This window comes from Klebsiella sp. CN_Kp091 (genome assembly GCF_040065095.1).
In the GTDB taxonomy this organism is placed as follows: domain Bacteria; phylum Pseudomonadota; class Gammaproteobacteria; order Enterobacterales; family Enterobacteriaceae; genus Klebsiella; species Klebsiella aerogenes.
Map to the genome: position 1 here is coordinate 148,078 of NZ_JBEAIO010000049.1, position 17,041 is coordinate 165,118.

15 protein-coding genes are annotated in these 17,041 nt (G+C 56.0%); 4 read left to right on the forward strand and 11 right to left on the reverse strand.

What is annotated here, in order from left to right; translation table 11 throughout:
• Positions 1–38: 38 nt before the first annotated feature.
• Positions 39–497, reverse strand: a complete 459-nt coding sequence (locus ABLV17_RS21245; protein ID WP_087857856.1) for a helix-turn-helix domain-containing protein — start codon at positions 495–497, stop codon at positions 39–41.
• Between the two features lie 60 nt (positions 498–557).
• Between ABLV17_RS21245 and ABLV17_RS21250 the strand changes: the two genes are divergently transcribed.
• On the forward strand, positions 558–788 hold the full coding sequence (locus ABLV17_RS21250) for a tautomerase family protein (RefSeq protein ID WP_113375027.1): 231 nt from the start codon (positions 558–560) through the stop codon (positions 786–788).
• A gap of 17 nt (positions 789–805) precedes the next feature.
• Here the strand turns inward: ABLV17_RS21250 and ABLV17_RS21255 are convergent, their stop codons facing one another.
• The 7 genes from ABLV17_RS21255 to ABLV17_RS21285 form a co-directional block, all read right to left on the reverse strand.
• Positions 806–1,798 (reverse strand): oligopeptide/dipeptide ABC transporter ATP-binding protein, encoded by a 993-nt coding sequence (locus tag ABLV17_RS21255; RefSeq protein ID WP_113375028.1) that lies wholly within the window; start codon positions 1,796–1,798, stop codon positions 806–808.
• Positions 1,795–2,775 carry an ABC transporter ATP-binding protein gene (locus ABLV17_RS21260; protein ID WP_348854602.1) on the reverse strand — a complete coding sequence of 327 codons (981 nt, stop codon included), beginning with the start codon at positions 2,773–2,775 and terminating at the stop codon, positions 1,795–1,797. Before ABLV17_RS21260 ends, ABLV17_RS21255 begins: the two co-directional genes overlap by 4 nt.
• A complete protein-coding gene (gene opp4C / locus ABLV17_RS21265; RefSeq protein WP_183269029.1) occupies positions 2,772–3,719 on the reverse strand; it encodes an oligopeptide ABC transporter permease in 948 nt (315 codons plus the stop codon). The genes ABLV17_RS21260 and opp4C overlap by 4 nt, the downstream gene beginning before the upstream one ends.
• A gap of 2 nt (positions 3,720–3,721) precedes the next feature.
• A complete protein-coding gene (locus tag ABLV17_RS21270; protein ID WP_271031829.1) occupies positions 3,722–4,678 on the reverse strand; it encodes an ABC transporter permease in 957 nt (318 codons plus the stop codon).
• Between the two features lie 43 nt (positions 4,679–4,721).
• A complete protein-coding gene (locus tag ABLV17_RS21275) occupies positions 4,722–6,425 on the reverse strand; it encodes an ABC transporter substrate-binding protein (RefSeq protein ID WP_308958422.1) in 1,704 nt (567 codons plus the stop codon).
• Positions 6,426–6,608: 183 nt separating this feature from the next.
• The gene (locus ABLV17_RS21280) at positions 6,609–7,259 is read right to left on the reverse strand and encodes a CatA-like O-acetyltransferase, family 1 (RefSeq protein ID WP_213793711.1); all 651 of its coding nucleotides are present in this window, start codon (positions 7,257–7,259) and stop codon (positions 6,609–6,611) included.
• A 29-nt stretch (positions 7,260–7,288) separates the two neighbouring features.
• Positions 7,289–7,672, reverse strand: coding sequence for a VOC family protein (locus ABLV17_RS21285; RefSeq protein ID WP_113375034.1), 384 nt, complete (start codon positions 7,670–7,672; stop codon positions 7,289–7,291).
• A gap of 92 nt (positions 7,673–7,764) precedes the next feature.
• On the opposite strand from ABLV17_RS21285, the gene ABLV17_RS21290 reads away from it, so the two are divergent.
• From ABLV17_RS21290 to ABLV17_RS21300, 3 genes are all read left to right on the forward strand, one after another.
• Entirely contained in the window at positions 7,765–8,535 is a 771-nt protein-coding gene (locus ABLV17_RS21290) for a DeoR/GlpR family DNA-binding transcription regulator (RefSeq protein ID WP_015705204.1), read from the forward strand.
• Positions 8,536–8,824: 289 nt separating this feature from the next.
• Positions 8,825–12,040, forward strand: coding sequence for a molybdopterin cofactor-binding domain-containing protein (locus tag ABLV17_RS21295; RefSeq protein WP_308958423.1), 3,216 nt, complete (start codon positions 8,825–8,827; stop codon positions 12,038–12,040).
• Positions 12,041–12,083: 43 nt separating this feature from the next.
• Positions 12,084–12,542: a (2Fe-2S)-binding protein gene (locus ABLV17_RS21300; protein ID WP_045367023.1), complete on the forward strand. Its 459-nt coding sequence runs from the start codon at positions 12,084–12,086 to the stop codon at positions 12,540–12,542.
• Positions 12,543–12,754: 212 nt separating this feature from the next.
• On the opposite strand, the gene fdhF is transcribed toward ABLV17_RS21300, so the two are convergent.
• The 3 genes from fdhF to ABLV17_RS21315 are packed head-to-tail and all read right to left on the reverse strand — an operon-like array spanning position 12,755 to position 16,514.
• Entirely contained in the window at positions 12,755–14,902 is a 2,148-nt protein-coding gene (gene fdhF / locus ABLV17_RS21305) for a formate dehydrogenase subunit alpha (RefSeq protein ID WP_348854603.1), read from the reverse strand.
• An 11-nt stretch (positions 14,903–14,913) separates the two neighbouring features.
• Complete coding sequence (locus ABLV17_RS21310) at positions 14,914–15,042, reverse strand: hypothetical protein (protein ID WP_015366915.1); 129 nt, start codon at positions 15,040–15,042, stop codon at positions 14,914–14,916.
• 2 nt (positions 15,043–15,044) lie between these two features.
• Entirely contained in the window at positions 15,045–16,514 is a 1,470-nt protein-coding gene (locus ABLV17_RS21315) for a nucleobase:cation symporter-2 family protein (RefSeq protein ID WP_015366914.1), read from the reverse strand.
• Positions 16,515–17,041: the final 527 nt, after the last annotated feature.

Sequence of the window (17,041 nt, forward strand, 5' to 3'; positions counted from 1 at the left end):
GGACCTGTTACTGGCTAACAGCCCGCGCGTTGCAGGGGTCAATCCTGGACTTTTACTATCTGAACATCGCTCTGCGCAATACGCTGCCCTGCGGCATTGACGTAGGCCAGAGACACCGGCGCACCGGTGGTTTTATCGACTAACTGGATATGCGGCGACGTATGCAGGAGTTGCTGATGTCCCCATTCCATCAGGGCAAAAAGGACCGGCGCCAGGCTGCGGCTCTTTTCGGTGAGCGTATATTCATAACGCTCGCGCGCACCTGCTTCGCGATAGGGGAGCTTGCGTAGTAGCCCCACATCAACCATCAATTTTAAACGCTGAGTTAACGTCTGTTTGCTCATTCCGGTATGAGCGCGAATCGTTTCGAAACGCGTCACGCCGTAAAACGCCTCTCTTAAAATCAATAAAATCCATTGATCGCCAACAATTTTAGCGCTTTCCGCCAGGCCGCAAAGTTCCGCGGGCAGGTAGGGGGATGAATTATCTTTTGACATGATTTAGGTTATCTCCTAACCTGAGTTTGAAATATAGACTCAGTTAATCAGGAGAATACTGTGCCTTTTGTTAATGTGCAAACGATTAAAGGGATCATGACCGCTGAGCAGAAGAATGAACTACTGCGTCGCATGACTGACCTCATGGTGGAAATTGAAGGCCGGGGCGACCCGCAATTCCGCCAGTCCGTGTGGGTCCGCATTGATGAACACGAGCCGGAACAGTGGAGCCTCGGAGGAATACAGCCAACGTCAGAGATGATAGCGGCAAGATTTGCCGCTAAACGATGATTTTATTGCCGTTATTGTTATGCGATAACCACGCGTGATTCAGCCTCAATTTCATGACAGGCGACCTTGTGCCCCGGCGCGATTTCGCGAAGACGCGGCGGCTCGCGACGGCAACGGTCGTTTGCCAACGGGCAGCGAGACGAAAAACGGCAGCCTGCAGGCGGTCGGGAAGGGTCGGGAATTTCCCCCTGAACGACCGCCTGCGGTTCGCTTTCGGGATCGAGTGTGGGTACCGCGGCCAGCAGCGCCTGGGTATAGGGATGAAGAGGGCGGCTAAACAGCGCATCGCGGCTGGCGGTTTCCACCAGTTGACCGAGGTACATCACCGCCACGTCGTCGCACAAATGCTCTACAACTCCAAGGTCATGGGAGATGAATAGAAAGGTGACCCCACGCTCGTCGCGCAGGTCGGCAAACAGATTGATAATCTGCGCCTGAATCGACACATCGAGTGCGGAAATGGGTTCATCGGCGACGATAAAGTCCGGATTGAGGATAAGCGCGCGGGCGATGCCGATGCGCTGCCGCTGACCGCCGGAAAACTCATGCGGAAAACGGTGGTAATGCTGAGGCGCCAGCCCGCATATCTTCATCACCGCAATGACTTTCTCATAGAGTTCAGCGCGCGTGCACAGTTTATGCTGCAACATCGCTTCGCCAATCGCCTCGCCAACGCGGATGCGTGGGTTTAGCGAGCTATAGGGATCCTGAAACACCAGCTGAATTTTTGGCCGTAGGGCCTGTATTGCGGCCGCTGGCAGTTCGGATAACTCCTGACCGCGGAATTTAATGCTGCCGGCGGTTTTGTCATACAGGCCAAGCAAGGTACGGCCAACGGTCGTTTTGCCGCTACCGGATTCTCCGACGAGACCGAAAATCGTTCCCGGACGGATATTAAAACTGACGTCATCAACCGCGCGCAGTTCACCGGTCTGTTGGCCGAACAGGCCGTCGCGCAGCGGGAAATACTTTTTCAAACCATTAACTTCAATGATATAGGGCTGATTCATGCCACCGACTCCGCGAATTCACTATAAAAACAGGCCGCCTGGTGAGAAGACCCCAAAAGAGGTGGTGTGTCCTGACGGCAGCGCGCGGTTGCCTGTTGGCAGCGGTCGGCAAACGCGCAGCCTGCAGGCAGTTGCGCGAGATCCGGCACCTGGCCGGGAATGGAGTACAGCCGCCGGCGCCGCGCGCCAGGCACCGGGCGAGAGGCTATAAGCCCGCGGGTATAGGGATGCTGGGGCTGGCGCAGTACCTCGGCGGTGGTTCCCTGTTCGACGATCCGCCCGGCATACATCACCACTACCCGTTCGGCCATCTGTGCGATCACTCCCAGATCGTGGGTGATCAGCAGCATCGCCATCTGGCTTTCGCGCGCGCGGTCGCGCAGCAGGCGCAGGATCTGCGCCTGTACGGTGACATCCAGCGCGGTCGTCGGTTCATCTGCTATTAATAATTGTGGCCCGCAGCTCAACGCCATGGCGATCATCACCCGTTGCAGCATACCGCCGGAAAGCTGGTGCGGATAGTTCGCCATCAGGCTTTCGCTGCGTGCCAGCCCCACCTCGTTTAACAGCCGTATTGCGCGCTGCCAGGCGGCTTTCGGCGAGTCGCCGAGATGGCGGATGAGCGGCTCGCAGAGCTGTTCGCCTATGGTCAGTACCGGGTTGAGCGCCGACATCGGCTCCTGGAAGATCATCGCCAACTGGTTACCGCGCAGATCGGCCATTTGACGGGCTTTCAGCTTGAGCAGATCGCGTTCTTCGAAAAGGATCTCGCCGCCGTCAATACGCGCGGCATGGGGAGGCAATAAGCCCATTAGCGACATGGCGGTCACGCTTTTGCCGCAGCCGGATTCACCGACGATACCTACCGTTTGCCCGGCCTGAATCGAGAAAGAGATCTCCTGTACCGCGCGTACCCGGCTACCTTCAGCAGCAAAAGAGACAGAAAGTTGCTTAAAAGAAATTAATGGTGCGCTCATTTCAGCCTCTGTTTCATTTTCGGGTCCATCGCGTCGCGCAGGCCGTCGCCCAGCACATTAATGGCAATCACGGTAATAAAGATGGCAATACCCGGAGGCATCCACAGCCACGGTCGCCGCTGAAAATCAATCAAGCTGTTAGCGGCATCCATCATATTGCCCCACGATGGCGTCGGCGGTACTACGCCGAGACCGAGATAGCTCAGCGCCGATTCGCTCAGAATGGCGTTAGCGACCGCCATTGTCGCCATTACCACCAGAATCGGGATGGTATTGGGCAGCAGGTGACCGAACAGCCGGCGACGCGCCGACAGTCCCAGTACCTGCGTCGCCAGCATAAAATCGCGTTCGCGTAGCGACAGGCACTGCCCGCGTACCAACCGCGCCAGCTTCGGCCACTCCAGCAGGCTGAGCATAATCACCACCATCCAGATGCGGGAATCCGCTGAAAAGTCGAGCTCGGAGAGCATCGCGCCTGCAACGATTAACAACGGCAGGCCGGGTATCGTCATCACCAGGTCGGCCAGACGCATAATCAGTTTATCGGTGACGCCGCCGACATAGCCCGATAGCGCTCCCAGTAGATAGCCAAGGGTAACCGACAGCAGCATAGTCAGCAGGCCGATTATCAGTGAAATGCGCCCGGCCAGCAGCAAACGTGTATAGATATCGCGGCCAAGAAAATCGGTACCCAACCAGTGTTCGGCGCCTGGCGGCTTGTTGATCATCAGCGCATCGGTGGCGTCATCTTTCCATGGCGACCATATCGGCCCGAGTACGCACCACAGGGCCATCACCACAAGCAGGATTAAACACAGCATCGCCATCCGGTTGCGGCGTAGCTGGCGCCAGGCCTGATACCATGGAGAGGGCGTTATTTGCGCAAGCGCGGGGATTGTCGCCTGGCGCAGGCGGCGACGGTGACCAAATAGGGAAGTTATCATCATTATCTCACTCGAATGCGCGGATCGGCCCACGCGTAGAGCACATCGGCCAGTAAATTACCGATGATCGTCAGTACCGCCAGAAATAGGGTAAACCCCATCAGTACCGGATAATCGCGGGCGGCCAGCGAATCGATATGAATGTGCCCGGCACCCGGCCAGTTAAATACTTTCTCGGTAATGATGGCGCCAGAGAACAATCCCGGCAGTTCGAAGCCAAGCAGGGTGATGACCGGCAGTAACGCATTGCGTAGCGCGTGTTTCATAATAACCGTGCGTTCTCGCAGCCCTTTAGCACGGGCGGTACGAATGAAATCCATCTTCACCACGTCAAGCATGCTGGCGCGAAAATAGCGCGTCAGGCTGCCGGCCTGCAGCATTACCAGCGCCAGTACCGGCAGTACCAGATGAGCGGCGACCTGCAGCACGTACCGCCAGCCGCTATCGTCGCTACCGGTATTGGTCATCCCGCCTACCGGCAGCCAGTGCAGGTCGACGGCAAACCACTTAATCAGCAGCAGGCAGAGGAAAAAGGTGGGAAAGGACATGGCGGCAAACACCGCGATACTCACCAGATGATCGAACCATGAATTAGGTCTGAGCGCGGAGACCACGCCAACCGTCAGGCCGATCCCCCAGTAGAAGACCAGCGCCACGCTTGCCAGCAGGAAGGAGTTCCAGATGTACTGGTTCAGTAACTGGCTGACCGGGATCTGGTATTGCAGCGAGAAGCCTAAATCCCCGCGCAGCAGTTGCCCCAGCCAGTGAAGGTAGCGGGTGAAAAGCGGTTGGTCGAGGCCGTATATCGCCTTCAGTTCGGCGGCGCGGGCGGCCGTCAGGGTGATGTTGCCATCGATAAAATCGCCGGGGGTTTTAGCAAAGAGCATAAAAATGATAAAGGAGGCCAGCAGCAGCATCGGCAGCGTTTGCAATATGCGCCTCAGGATGAAATTTTTCATAACATTCTCACATCAGCCGCCGGGTGGCCGGCGGCTGGGGGATTTACTTCACGATTTTCACGTCCGGCAAACTGCCGGTGAGGCCGTTATAGATATCCGGCTTAAAGCCGGTCACCCGGGCGCTGCTGGCGGAAAGAATTTCCCGGTATCCAAGCAGGATAACCGGCGGATCCTCGGCCAGCACCTGGTATAGCTGGTGATAGATAGGCTTGCGTTGTTCGACATCCAGCACCGCGTTGCCCGCATTGATAAGCTTATCGACTTCAGCATTGTGGTAGCCCGACTCTTTGGCTTCGCTGCTGTAGAAGTCCCACACGCCGTCATGTGGATCGTTGAGAGTGCTGGTGCTAAACGACGCCAGATCGTAATTACCCGCTTTGCGCTGCGCCATCAGCGCGTTGAAATCAACCACCTGCGGTTTCAGCAACACGCCGATCTGCCGCCAGTTCTCTTTGGCAATCGGGATCAGCGCATCGTTAATGACTTTTTTGCTCGCAAGCAAGGTCAATTCCAGCCGTTTTCCGTCTTTCACGCGGATGCCATCGGCGCCAGGCAGCCAGCCCGCTTCATCGAGCAGTTTTTTCGCCTGCGCCGGATCGTAATGGTAGGGGTTGACGCCTTGCGCGTTGAAGGCCCAGGAGATAGGCGCGATCGGTTCAATGGCTACCTTGCCGTACCCCTGATACACCACGTCGATTAACTTCTGCCGGTCAAGCCCGTAAATCAACGCCTGACGCACTTTTTTATCCTGCAGCGCCGGGCGATGGACGTTGAACTCCACCTGGCTGTAGTCGCTGGAACCGTAGAGGTTAATATTGGCAAAACCGAGCATCTTAAGCTGCTCAATATCATCCGGGCGCGAGGTGAAGGCGTCGTAGTCGGTTTCGCCGGTCTGGAATAACTGGAAATTGGTAGACGGATTGGTCACGCGATAGATAAAGCGCGGCGTGGGCGGCGTACCGCGGTAAAAATGCGTGTTGGCGTGGAAGCGAATCTCCTGACCGGGAATATATTTATCGTAGACATAAGGGCCGTTACCGAGCGGTTTTCCGTGCAGAGAACGCAGATAATCCAGATTTCCGCGTTGATACCCTTTACCGTACCAGGCTTTCGATAATACCGGACCGCCGATTTTCGCCAGCGTTGTCGCGCCAGGCTGGGTGGTAGTAACCTGCAGGGTCAGCGGATCGATAACTTTCAGGCCGCTCACGCTATCGGCTTTACCGGCTTTATATTCCGCGCCGCCGGCGATATTAGCCAGAGTAATATCGGTGTCGCCGTCATATTTCGGGTCGAGCAGAACGGTCAGCGTAAAGGCGACATCTTCCGCGGTGAGCGGCGATCCGTCGCTGAAGGTCAGGTTAGGGCGCAATTTGATGGTATAAACTTTGTTATCCGCGCTCACCGTCCAGCTCTCAGCTAGCCCCGGCACCAGCTTACCCTGACTGTCCCAGTCAATCAGGCGCGAGAAAATAACGTTGGTGACGTTCTCATCCCAGCCGTTGACGAAGAAGTAAGGGTTAAAGATCCCCTGCGGTTCGGAAATGCCGGCCACCACCGTGTCTTTACGCAGTTTGGCGCTGGCCGGGATCTGGCTGGCATCGGTTGCGGGTGTGATCCCTTCTTTGAGAATATCGTCGGCGTTGGCGACAGAAGAAAATGCCACCATGCTACCGAGTAGCGCCACTTTCAACGCCAGCGCGAAGCGCGTTTGTCTGGTTTTTAATCCTTGCCGTAATCTGGACAAAAGTGCTACCTCATCAAATGATTGCGTTGTTATTTACAATTCATGACGAAGATAAGAGGCGCGCTGAATACTGTCTAACAACGAAACGCTATGGTTTATAGCTATTTCGCATTAGCAAAAAACCGGCAATATAATGCCGGTTTTCGGGGAAGTCATAGTGAATTGTTCTTTATACCGCGGCAGCTACTCGCGGGCCTCAACCGGCAGCCACAGGGCCTGCGGGTTAGCGAAATAATATTCGACTTCGGCATAAAAACGGCTGGCGTGCAGGCCATCCACAAAAGCGTGATTAAATCGGCCGGCAACCGGAATGATGCCATTTTTCAGTTTTCCCCACGTCAGGGCGGGCACCGCCGCGCCAACGTAGTATTCCGCATGGGTCATGGCGCTAAAGTGCAGCCACGGTAGGCAACTGGCGCAAAAGAAATTTTCTTCTTCCACAATAAGCGGTGAGGGATTGGTGCTTCTTGCGGCCTCAATGCGCGGTGTCGCGGCGGCGCTAAACGCGGGGAAATCAGCGGCGTTATCGCACCATACCTGGCGAAAACCTTCGCTGGCCGTCATGATCGGCGTCATCACCGAGATGGCGTCATATTCGATGATATCTTCGTTGCGCAAGCGCTGTTTTAGCTGCGGTACGGCGTTGGCCGCGCGCAACAGGCCGAATAATGCCAGTTGGAAGAAGGAGACGCCCCGGTCCTTCGCGCAGGTGTACAACTGTTGCGCTTCTACCGGTACGCACAGATTGAAGCTGGGATTGGCAAAGGTACGGTAGAACGTAAAATGATCCAGGCGAGGCCAGCTCGCTTTATCAATGACGCGATAATGTGCCACGGTCGACTCCTTCATGTGGATTTGCCTTACTATGCGACGATTTCCACCAGGTTTCCATCAGGGTCTTTAATAACCGCCTCATAATAGCCATCGCCGGTAGTGCGCGGGGCAGAGACTAAAATGCCCGCCATTTCAGCGCGTTTGGCTAACGCATTAACCTGATCGACGCCGCCGACGGCGATCGCCAGATGCGCCCACCCCGTATGGTTGTTATCGCGGGGCGAGTCCTGTAAGCCGGGTTTGCTCATTAACTCAATGGCCACGTCAGAGCCAATTTTTACAAAGTAGGATTCAAAACCAGGATTGGTTTTACTGCGGTACTTTTCGTTGATTTCGCCAGCAAAAAATTCCACCCAAAAGCGTGCTTGCTGCTCAAGATGACGGGTCCAGAGGGCGATATGGGCAACTTTCATGGTTTACCTCGTAAAGGGTCGGGTTGACAGCATGCGCATGAGTGAATGATTATGCTCTTTGCTGCTCGTTATGTTTATTTAAAGGAGTTATTGTGCTCGATTATGCTGCTTTTCCTCAGCAACGACAAGCGCTGATTTGTCAGATCCTGCAGGAGGACGGTAGGGTCGTCTGCGCCGATCTGGCCCAGCGCTTACAGGTCTCTGAACACACTATTCGCCGCGATCTTCATGAGCTAAGCAAAGACGGATATTGTAAGAAAGTCTACGGCGGTGCGGTGATGACCCTGCCGGAATCCATGGAGTACAACGAACGTAAAGAGAAAAATAGGGCAACAAAGAGCAGGATCGCTCAGAAATGCGCACAGCTAGTTAAACCGGGCGGCTGTATTTTTATTGATACCGGCACCACCAATCTGGCAATGGCGGAAGCGCTACCGGGCGAACTGGCCTTAACCGTGGTTACCAATTCCCCGGAAATTGCGGCGGTTCTGCTTAAAAAACCGCTTTATGAGGTAGTGATGCTTGGCGGTCTGGTGCAACGCGCGGCTGGCGGTTGTGTCGGCGCATCGGCGGTGGCCCAGGTGCAGGGGATCCTCTTCGATCAGGGATTTATTGGCGGCTGCGCGATGGCTCCGGAGTCAGGTTTAACCGGCTTTGATCACGCCGATTGTGAATTTAAGAAAGCGGTTATCAAACAGTGCAGTGAAATTATCGTTGGCTTAACCTCAGATAAAATCCCCGCCGTCGCGCGTTTTGTGGTAGCTGAAAGCAGCGCCATTGACGTGCTGGTCGTGGAGGAAAACATCAGCCGTAAATACCGGGATGCTTTCCGTGAACACGAGATCCGTATCTATACCGTCTAGCACACGGGAAAATTATTAATTTGAGAAAACCGGGCTATCACTTTGATAAAAATGGCGGCGAAATGTTACTGACCTGCGAGCCGCGGCCTCAGCAGCGCTATTTTCTCCGCACTTTAGCCGCATTTTGCGCGGCGACTCACAAAAACGAAGCTCAAGCAGCACCTCATTGATTTCTGGCACAAATCTTGGATTTGTTATCGCTGATGTGGCTTTTCCCATGGGTTGTGGATAGCGCGACGTTTAGCGTACCCGGGATTGCCCGCAACGGATAATCATTGAGGGGACTGTTATGTGTGCTTCACCTTCAGCGCCGCTACGGCGCGTGGATGGACTGGCGAAAGTCAAAGGAACGGCCGTTTATGGCGACGATATTACCTTACCGGGCATGCTGTATGGCGTTTGCCGTTTTGCGGATATACCCGCCGGGAAAATCGAGGCGATAGATCTCAGCGAGGCGCTGAATGTTGCAGGCGTGGTAAAAATCGCCACCTGGCAGGATATCCCCGGTACGCCGGTCGTGGGGATTATCGTCAAAGATTATCTGCCCATCGTCAAAGACGAGGTGGTCTTCCACGGCGATGTCGTCGCCGTGGTGGCGGCAACCAGTTATGAAGCTGCCTGCGAAGCGGCGGATAAAATACATGTGCGCTACACGCCTTATGAGCCGCTAACGGATGTAGAAGCCGCTCTGGCGTCGGATGCCCGGCGAATTCACCCGGAGCGCAGCGATAATATCGCCGCTCATCACCACACCGTTAAGGGCGACATCGCCAAAGGCTTCGCCGAAGCTAGCCACGTGATTGAACGTGAATATGAAGTGGGCTTCCAGGAACATGCCTACATCGAACCGGAAGTCGTACTGACCTGGCTTGACCCCACCGATGGCAGCCTGATTATCTCCGGCTCTATTCAGAACCCGCACCGCGTACGCAGCTTCGTGGCTAAGTTTATGGGCTGCCCGCAAAGCCAGATTAACGTCAAACGCGCGGTGATGGGCGGCTCGTTCGGCGGCAAAGATGACATCATCGATCATCTGGCCTGCCGTTCCGCATTGATGACGCGCCTGACCGGTCGCCCGGTGAAATTTGCCTACACTCGCGAGCAGTCCATTATCGAAAGCTGTAAGCGCCACCCTTATAAAATGAAGTATCGGGCTGGGGTGGACGACAACGGACGCATTCTGGCGATCAAAATCGATATTCTTGCCGACAGCGGCGGCTATGCGGCGTCCTCCCCGTTCGTCACCTGGCGCTCTTCGGTACAAGCTGCCGGGCCGTATAATATTGATAACGTCCATATTGACGTCAAAGCCGTCTATACCAACAACAGCTATACCTCGGCGATGCGTGGTTTTGGCTCACCACAGGTGGTTTACGCCAATGAATCCTTTATGGATGAAATTGCCGAAGCGCTCAATCTCTCGCCGGTGGCGGTGCGTGAAGTGAACGCGCTGCGTCAGGGCGATACCTCGGTCACCGGCCAGCGGTTTGATAAACACACCGTCTCGGCGATTGAAGTCCTGAGCAAGGCGGTGAATGCCTCGGAATTTGCGGCAAAACGCCAGCACTATCGTGAATTGAACCAACAAGGCGATGTTTATCGATATGGTATTGGCCTGGCGCTGAGCTACCGCGGCTGTTCCATCGGCGCGGAAGGGGTAGATACCTCGACGGCGCTCATTCAGGTGAATGAAGACGGTAGCGTCAATCTGGCGACATCGGTATCGGAAAACGGTCAGGGTCTGCAAACCGCGATGTCGCTAATCGCCGCGGAAGCCTTTGGTATTCCTCTATCGGAACTGCATTTTATGGAGCCGCCGACCTCGGTTATCGGCGACGGCGGATCGACGGCGGCCACCCGCGGAACGATGGTCGGCGGCGGGGCGATTCTTGACGCCGCCGACAAGATAAAGCGCCGTATTCTCAGCGTCGTCGGCGACAGCATCGGCACCCGCGAGTTGGAAGAAACCCTGTGGCAGGATGGCTTTATCATCAACGCCCAGGACAGTGAACGGCGTATTGACTTCAAAACCGCGGTCAATAGGACCAAATGGGCCAGCGTCAGCCTGACCGAGTACGGCTGGTTTGTGCCGCCGCCCATTCATTGGGATGAAGAAAAAGGCTGCGGCAGCCCGTACTTTACCTGGGTCTACGGCTGCCAGGTGGCTGAGGTACGGGTGAACACCAGCACTGGTAAAACCGATTTGCTGCACGTTACCGCCGCCCATGACGTGGGCCGGGTACTCAACCCGGTGGGTTTTGAAGGCCAGGTTTATGGTGGGGTGGCGCAGGGTTTCGGCTATGCGCTGCTGGAAGACTTCAACATTGAAAACGGCCAGGTCAAATCGGAAAACTTCGACAGCTACCTGCTGCCGACGATGAAAGACATTCCGCCGATGACGATTATCGGCGTAGAAAACCCGGATATCGCCGGGCCTCTGGGGGCGAAGGGGATTGGCGAGCCGGCCACTGAACTCGCGGCGGCGGCTATCAATAACGCGGTGAGTTTTGCCCTTGAGCAGCGGTTTAATAAATTACCGCTGACCCTCGAACAGGTGATCCTCGGCTACAACCTGAAGAAGCCGGTTCGCCAAAGCGAAATGATGCTGGAGGCGGAAAACAAGAAGCAGGTGCTGCGCCTCACTGACGTGGAAGTGACTCGCGCGAAAAGCCTGCAGGAGGCGTTAACCCTGCTGGCGCAAGAGGGCGTGACGGCTATCGCCGGCGGTACCGATGTGATTGTGCAGGGGCGTTTGCAAACCCGCGCGATGCGGTTGGTTGATATTTCCCGTCTGCCGGAGTTGACGCAGGTGAGCGAGGATCCGGTCAGCCATGAGGTCATCATTGGCGGAGCGATGACTTTTAACCGTATTACCGATCATCCGCTGCTGCGCGAACGTTACCCGCTGCTGGTGCAGGCCTGTCATACCGTCGGTTCGCACCAGATCCGCAACCGCGCCACCATCGGCGGTAATATCGTCAACGCCGCGCCCTGCGGCGATTCCATTCCGCCTGCCATCCTCTATGACGCGCGCATCGAACTGCGCTCGTTAAATGGCGTACGTACCCTCGGTCTGGCCGAGTTCTTGCTGTCTGGCTACAAGACCCAGCGCCAGCCGGATGAGCTTTTGACCAAAGTGATACTGCCGCCACCGGCGCGTCCGCAGGCCAAAGGTTTCTATCACCAGTTAGGGCGGCGCAACGCGCTCAACATCACCCGTCAGAGCCTGAGCGCGCTGCTTGATTTTGCCGATGATGGCACGGTGAGCTACTGCCGTCTGGTGGATGGCGCGCTGTTCAGTAAACCGCAGCGGCTGCTGGATATTGAACGATGCCTGCTAGGGAAACCGTTAAATAGCGACACGATTAATAGCGCCTGCGAGATGCTGGACAAGCTTATCTATGCGGCCATTGGTAAGCGCTGGTCGGCGGCATATAAGCAGCCGGTATTCGTCAATATGTTCCGCGACATGATGGCCGAGGCGCAACGGGCCTCAGGGATTTAATGATTCAATCAGGGCGCCAGAGCGCCCTGTACAGGATAAAGCTATGAGCACAATTAAAGTGAAGGTAAACGGCAAGCTGGTGGAAGCAAAAGTAGAAGGCAATATGCGCTTATTGGATCTGGTGCGGGATACATTGCATCTTACCGCCACCAAAGAGGGATGTTCGATTGGCGAATGCGGCGCTTGCACGGTGCTGATGGACGGTAACGCCGTTTGTTCTTGCCTGGTACTGGCCGAACAGTGTGATGAAGCGGAGATCGAGACGCTCGAAGGGTTAAACGATAATCCGATTACCCAGAAATTACAGAATGCATTTATTGAGAAGGGCGGTGTGCAGTGCGGGTTCTGTACGCCAGGAGTATTGGTGAGCGCCACCGAATTATTAACCAAAGAGCCGCATCCGGACGAAGCGCAAATAAAGGATGTATTAGAAGGCAATATGTGCCGCTGTACCGGCTATCAGCCGATCATTGACTCCATTCAACACGCGATTAAATCGTGATCTTATACCGGGGTTACAGCGCTGTGTGACTTGGTCGCCGGCAAAGCGCCATGCGCCGCCTCGGGGAAAATCCCCGGTGGCGTTAGTGTCGACCGGGGCTACAGCGTTGTGCGATTGGGTAGCCCGGACAAGGCGCCATGCGCCGCCTCCGGGAAAATCCCCGGTAGCGCTAGCGCTTACCGGGGCTACTCAATGGTACAAAGGCTCGAACCTTAACCCATCGCGCTTTCGCGCAGGCGGGCTTTCAGCTTGTTGTACTCGTCGATCACGTACTGTTCCGCCGCGCGCTGATCGGCAATCCGCTCAACGTTAACCGCGCAGTACTTGTACTCCGGCGTTTTGGTTATCGGGCTCAGGTTCTCCGACACCAGCTCGTTACAGGCGCCGATCCACCACTGGTAGGTCATGTACACCGCGCCTTTATTCGGCCGATCGCTGACCTGCGCGCGGGTGATGATGCGCCCCTTACGCGAGTTGACCCACACCAGCGCTTCATCCTCGATGCCTAACCGTTCGGCGTCGGCGGTGTTGATTTGCGCATAGCCCGGTTCATCGGCAAGCCTGCTTAAGGCCGCACAGTTACCGGTCATCGAACGGCAGGAGTAGTGGCCGACTTCGCGCACCGTCGACAGCACCAGCGGATACTGTTCAGAAAGTTTATCTCCCGGCGCGACCCAGTCGCAGGTGAAAAACTGGGCTTTACCGCTCGGTGTAGAAAACCTCTCTTTAAACAGATACGACGTCCCCTGGTCGGCGTCGGACTCATCGCGGCATGGCCACATGACATAGCCAAGCTCGCCCATTTTTTCATAGGTAGCGCCGTAGAAGTCCGGGCACAGATGCCGCAACTCATCCCAGATCTCCTGGGTGTTGTTGTAGTGCATCGGATAGCCCATCCGGGTGGCGATTTCGCTGATGATCTGCCAGTCGGTTTTCAGGTCCCACTTCGGCTCCACCGCTTTAAAGAAGCGCTGGAAGCCGCGGTCCGCTGCGGTATACACGCCTTCGTGCTCGCCCCACGAGGTGGACGGCAGGATGACGTCGGCCGCGGCGGCGGTTTTGGTCATGAAAATATCCTGGACGATAACCAGTTCCAGCTGTTCAAACGCCTTGCGCACCGCGGAAAGCTCGGCATCGGTCTGCAGCGGATCCTCGCCCATAATATAGGCGGCGCGGACTTCGCCGTGTTCGGCGCGGTGCGGCAGCTCGCTGATGCGATAACCGGTATGTTCCGGCAGGCTGTCGACGCCCCAAGCTTTAGCGAACTTCTCGCGGTTTTCCGGGAACTTAACGTACTGGTAGCCCGGATAGGTATCCGGCAGCGCGCCCATGTCGCAGGCGCCCTGGACGTTGTTCTGCCCGCGTACCGGGTTGACGCCGACGCTTGGCTTGCCGAGGTTGCCGGTGAGGATCGCGAGGCTGGTCAGCGAGCGCACGGTCTCCACGCCCTGGTAGAACTGGGTGACGCCCATGCCCCACAGGATGGCGGCGGATTTGGCGCTGGCGTACATCCGGGCGCAGGCGCGGATCTCCTGAGCGCTGACGCCGGTTATCTCTTCCACCGACTCCGGCGTGTAGCCTTCGACGATTTTGCGATACTCCTCGAAGCCTTCGGAACGGCTGGCAACGAAGGATTTATCGTACAGATCCTCTTCAATAATGACGTGGCCAATGGCGTTGAGCAGCGCGATATTCGAGCCGTTCTTCAGCGCGATGTGCATGTCGGCGATGCGCGCGGTTTCAATTTTGCGCGGGTCGCAGACGATGATTTTCGCCCCGTTGCGTTTGGCGTTAATGACGTGATTCGCCACGATAGGGTGGGAATCCGCCGGGTTGTAACCGAAGATAAACACCAGGTCGGTGTTATCAATCTCCGTGATGGCATTACTCATGGCGCCGTTACCGACCGACTGGTGCAGACCTGCAACCGAAGGGCCGTGTCAGACGCGAGCGCAGCAGTCGACGTTATTGGTGCCAATAACGGCGCGCGCGAATTTTTGCATCACGTAGTTGGTTTCATTGCCGGTCCCGCGGGAGGAGCCGGTGGTCTGGATCGCGTCCGGGCCATATTTTTCTTTAATGGCGCCAAGGCGGGTGGCGACATAATCGAGCGCCTCGTCCCAGGAGACGGCTTCCAGTTTGCCGCCACGCTGGCGACGGATCATGGGGGTTTTGAGACGCGGGGTCAGGATCTGGGTATCGTTAATGAAGTCCCAGCCATAATAGCCTTTCAGACACAGGGTGCCCTGATTGTTTTTCCCCATGGCCGCTTCGGCGCCGACGACCATGCCGTCGTCCGTAACCAGCCGCAGCTTACAGCCAGCGGCGCAGTAGGGACAGACGGTGGTGACTTTTTCCATCGTGTGACTCCTTAAAAATAGTACGGCAACAGATAGATAAAACGGCTGTTAATTCCGAGGGTAATGGCGTCCTGGATGGCGGGAACCGCCATCAGGGCCATCATCAACAGTGCAAAAAGCAGACGTTGCGACATAGACATAATCACTCCTGGCCGTCAGCGGCGGTTTGACCTTTCTGTACCTTGCGCAGCAGCAGCCACATGCGCACCGTACGCACGGCCATGTTGCGGGCAGCCGCGCTCGGCGGCGCCGGGTCCGGTTCCGGGACATCGTGAGAAATACGGAACGGCACGCTGCCGTTCAGCGTCAGGTTGGCGACAATTGCTGTCAGGGTGCCGATAGTGATGCCGCTATGCAGAAACAGCTGCATCATTGGCGGGAACTGGGTAAACAGATTCGGCACCAATACCGGCATCATGCCGAGACCAAGGGTGAGTGCGACGACCATCCCGTTGTTATTGTTGCGATAGTTGACCTGACCAAGAGTACGAATACCGGAAACGGCAACCATGCCGAACATAACGATACCGGCGCCGCCGAGGATCGGTTTCGGAATCAGTACCACCAGCGCCGCCATTTTGGCGAAAATGCCCATCAGCATCAGAATGACGCCGGAGACCGACACCACGAAGCGGCTGCGTACGCCGGTCAGGCCAATCAGGCCGACGTTTTGCGCAAAGGCCGCGTAGGGAAACAGGTTGAAGAAGCCGCAGATCGTCGTCGCCAGTCCGCAGGTATTCAGGCCGTTACGCAGCATGCTGGCCGTGACCTGTTTACCAACGATATCGCCGGTCGCCATGATGGACGACATGGTTTCGACCATCACCACCACCATGACCATCGACAGCAGGGCGACGGGCACGATATGAAACTCAGGCCGGGCGAACTGCATCACCTGTGGCAGATGCAGCCACGGCGTAGCATTGACGAGGTTAAAATCCAGCGGCTTGAAGAAGCTCCATAAAATAGTGCCAATCACCAGACCGATCAGCACCGAGGTGTTTTTGACCACGCCGGTGGCGAAAGTATAAAGGTTAAGAATAATGACCAGCGTGATGGCCGCCATCAGCAGCGAGAAGAGATCGCCGAAACCGGCCATCTCGCTACTGCCGCCGCCGATCCACCCCCCCGCGACCGGCATAATCGAGAGGCCGATCAGCGTTACGATGCCGCCCATCACCACCTTCGGAAAGAAGCGAATGAGACGGCTAATCCACGGCGCGCAGCAGAGGATAAAAATACCCGAGACGATAACCGAGCCGGAGATCGCCCCGATACCGTACTCTTTACCGATAAGCACCATCGGGATCAGCGCGGCGAAAGTACAGCCCTGGATCAGCGGTAGGCGGCAGCCCAACCACTGCTTGATGCCCATCGATTGCACGATGGTCGCGGCGCCGCAAATAAACAAATCGGCGCTGATTAACAAAATAATATGCTCCGCAGGCAAACCGACCGCGTTACCCACCACCAGCGGTACCGCCACCGCCCCGGCGTACATCACCAGCACGTGCTGCAATCCATAGAGAATCATTTGCGTAATTGGCAGGACCTCATCGACCGGCGCGACAGTCGCCGTATTGCGTGAGGCCGGAATGGCAAAATCTTTCATGAAGTAGTTGTCTCCTTTACGACTTCTGCCCGTGCCGAACTGAAAGGGGAGAAGTTACGATTCGAAGGCCATTGCCTCCCTCTGCTGATGATGTTCATCAGCGTATAACGCGCACGGAGTTGCTTATGCGTTAGGAGGGTTATGCGTAAGCTGTGCCAAAAATGAGCGATGCGGCAGTGGAATAATATATTTGTGAAATCAATCACGGGTTGGCATGTTTATTTCTTGCTGGCCTGTTTAGCGCTGCGAGCGGGCATCAGAAATAAAAATGGCGAATATCAGTTTGAGATATATGCAGTCTCATTTTGGTAGGCGAAATAAGCGCTAAGAAGATAAAAATGATAAAAAGTCAGGGCTGGCTTGAGATGCCATCCCGGTGATTTGATGAGCTTTTATTTATTCGAAAGTAACAGGAGAGTAATAATTTGAGCTGACTCGCAAAAATGAATAGCAGCAGAAGGTGAGCGCCCAATATCGCCCGAATATTGCAATCGATCCCTAAGACTATTCCAGAAGAATAAAAGGGA

Coding starts and splice junctions, on each gene's coding strand:
- opp4C (WP_183269029.1), bottom strand. CDS start 3,719: ATGATAACTTCCCTATTTGGTCACCGTCGCCGCCTGCGCCAGGCGACA.
- ABLV17_RS21295 (WP_308958423.1), top strand. CDS start 8,825: ATGTGTGCTTCACCTTCAGCGCCGCTACGGCGCGTGGATGGACTGGCG.
- ABLV17_RS21260 (WP_348854602.1), bottom strand. CDS start 2,775: ATGAGCGCACCATTAATTTCTTTTAAGCAACTTTCTGTCTCTTTTGCT.
- ABLV17_RS21245 (WP_087857856.1), bottom strand. CDS start 497: ATGTCAAAAGATAATTCATCCCCCTACCTGCCCGCGGAACTTTGCGGC.
- ABLV17_RS21315 (WP_015366914.1), bottom strand. CDS start 16,514: ATGAAAGATTTTGCCATTCCGGCCTCACGCAATACGGCGACTGTCGCG.
- ABLV17_RS21285 (WP_113375034.1), bottom strand. CDS start 7,672: ATGAAAGTTGCCCATATCGCCCTCTGGACCCGTCATCTTGAGCAGCAA.
- ABLV17_RS21270 (WP_271031829.1), bottom strand. CDS start 4,678: ATGAAAAATTTCATCCTGAGGCGCATATTGCAAACGCTGCCGATGCTG.
- ABLV17_RS21310 (WP_015366915.1), bottom strand. CDS start 15,042: ATGTCTATGTCGCAACGTCTGCTTTTTGCACTGTTGATGATGGCCCTG.
- ABLV17_RS21300 (WP_045367023.1), top strand. CDS start 12,084: ATGAGCACAATTAAAGTGAAGGTAAACGGCAAGCTGGTGGAAGCAAAA.
- ABLV17_RS21255 (WP_113375028.1), bottom strand. CDS start 1,798: ATGAATCAGCCCTATATCATTGAAGTTAATGGTTTGAAAAAGTATTTC.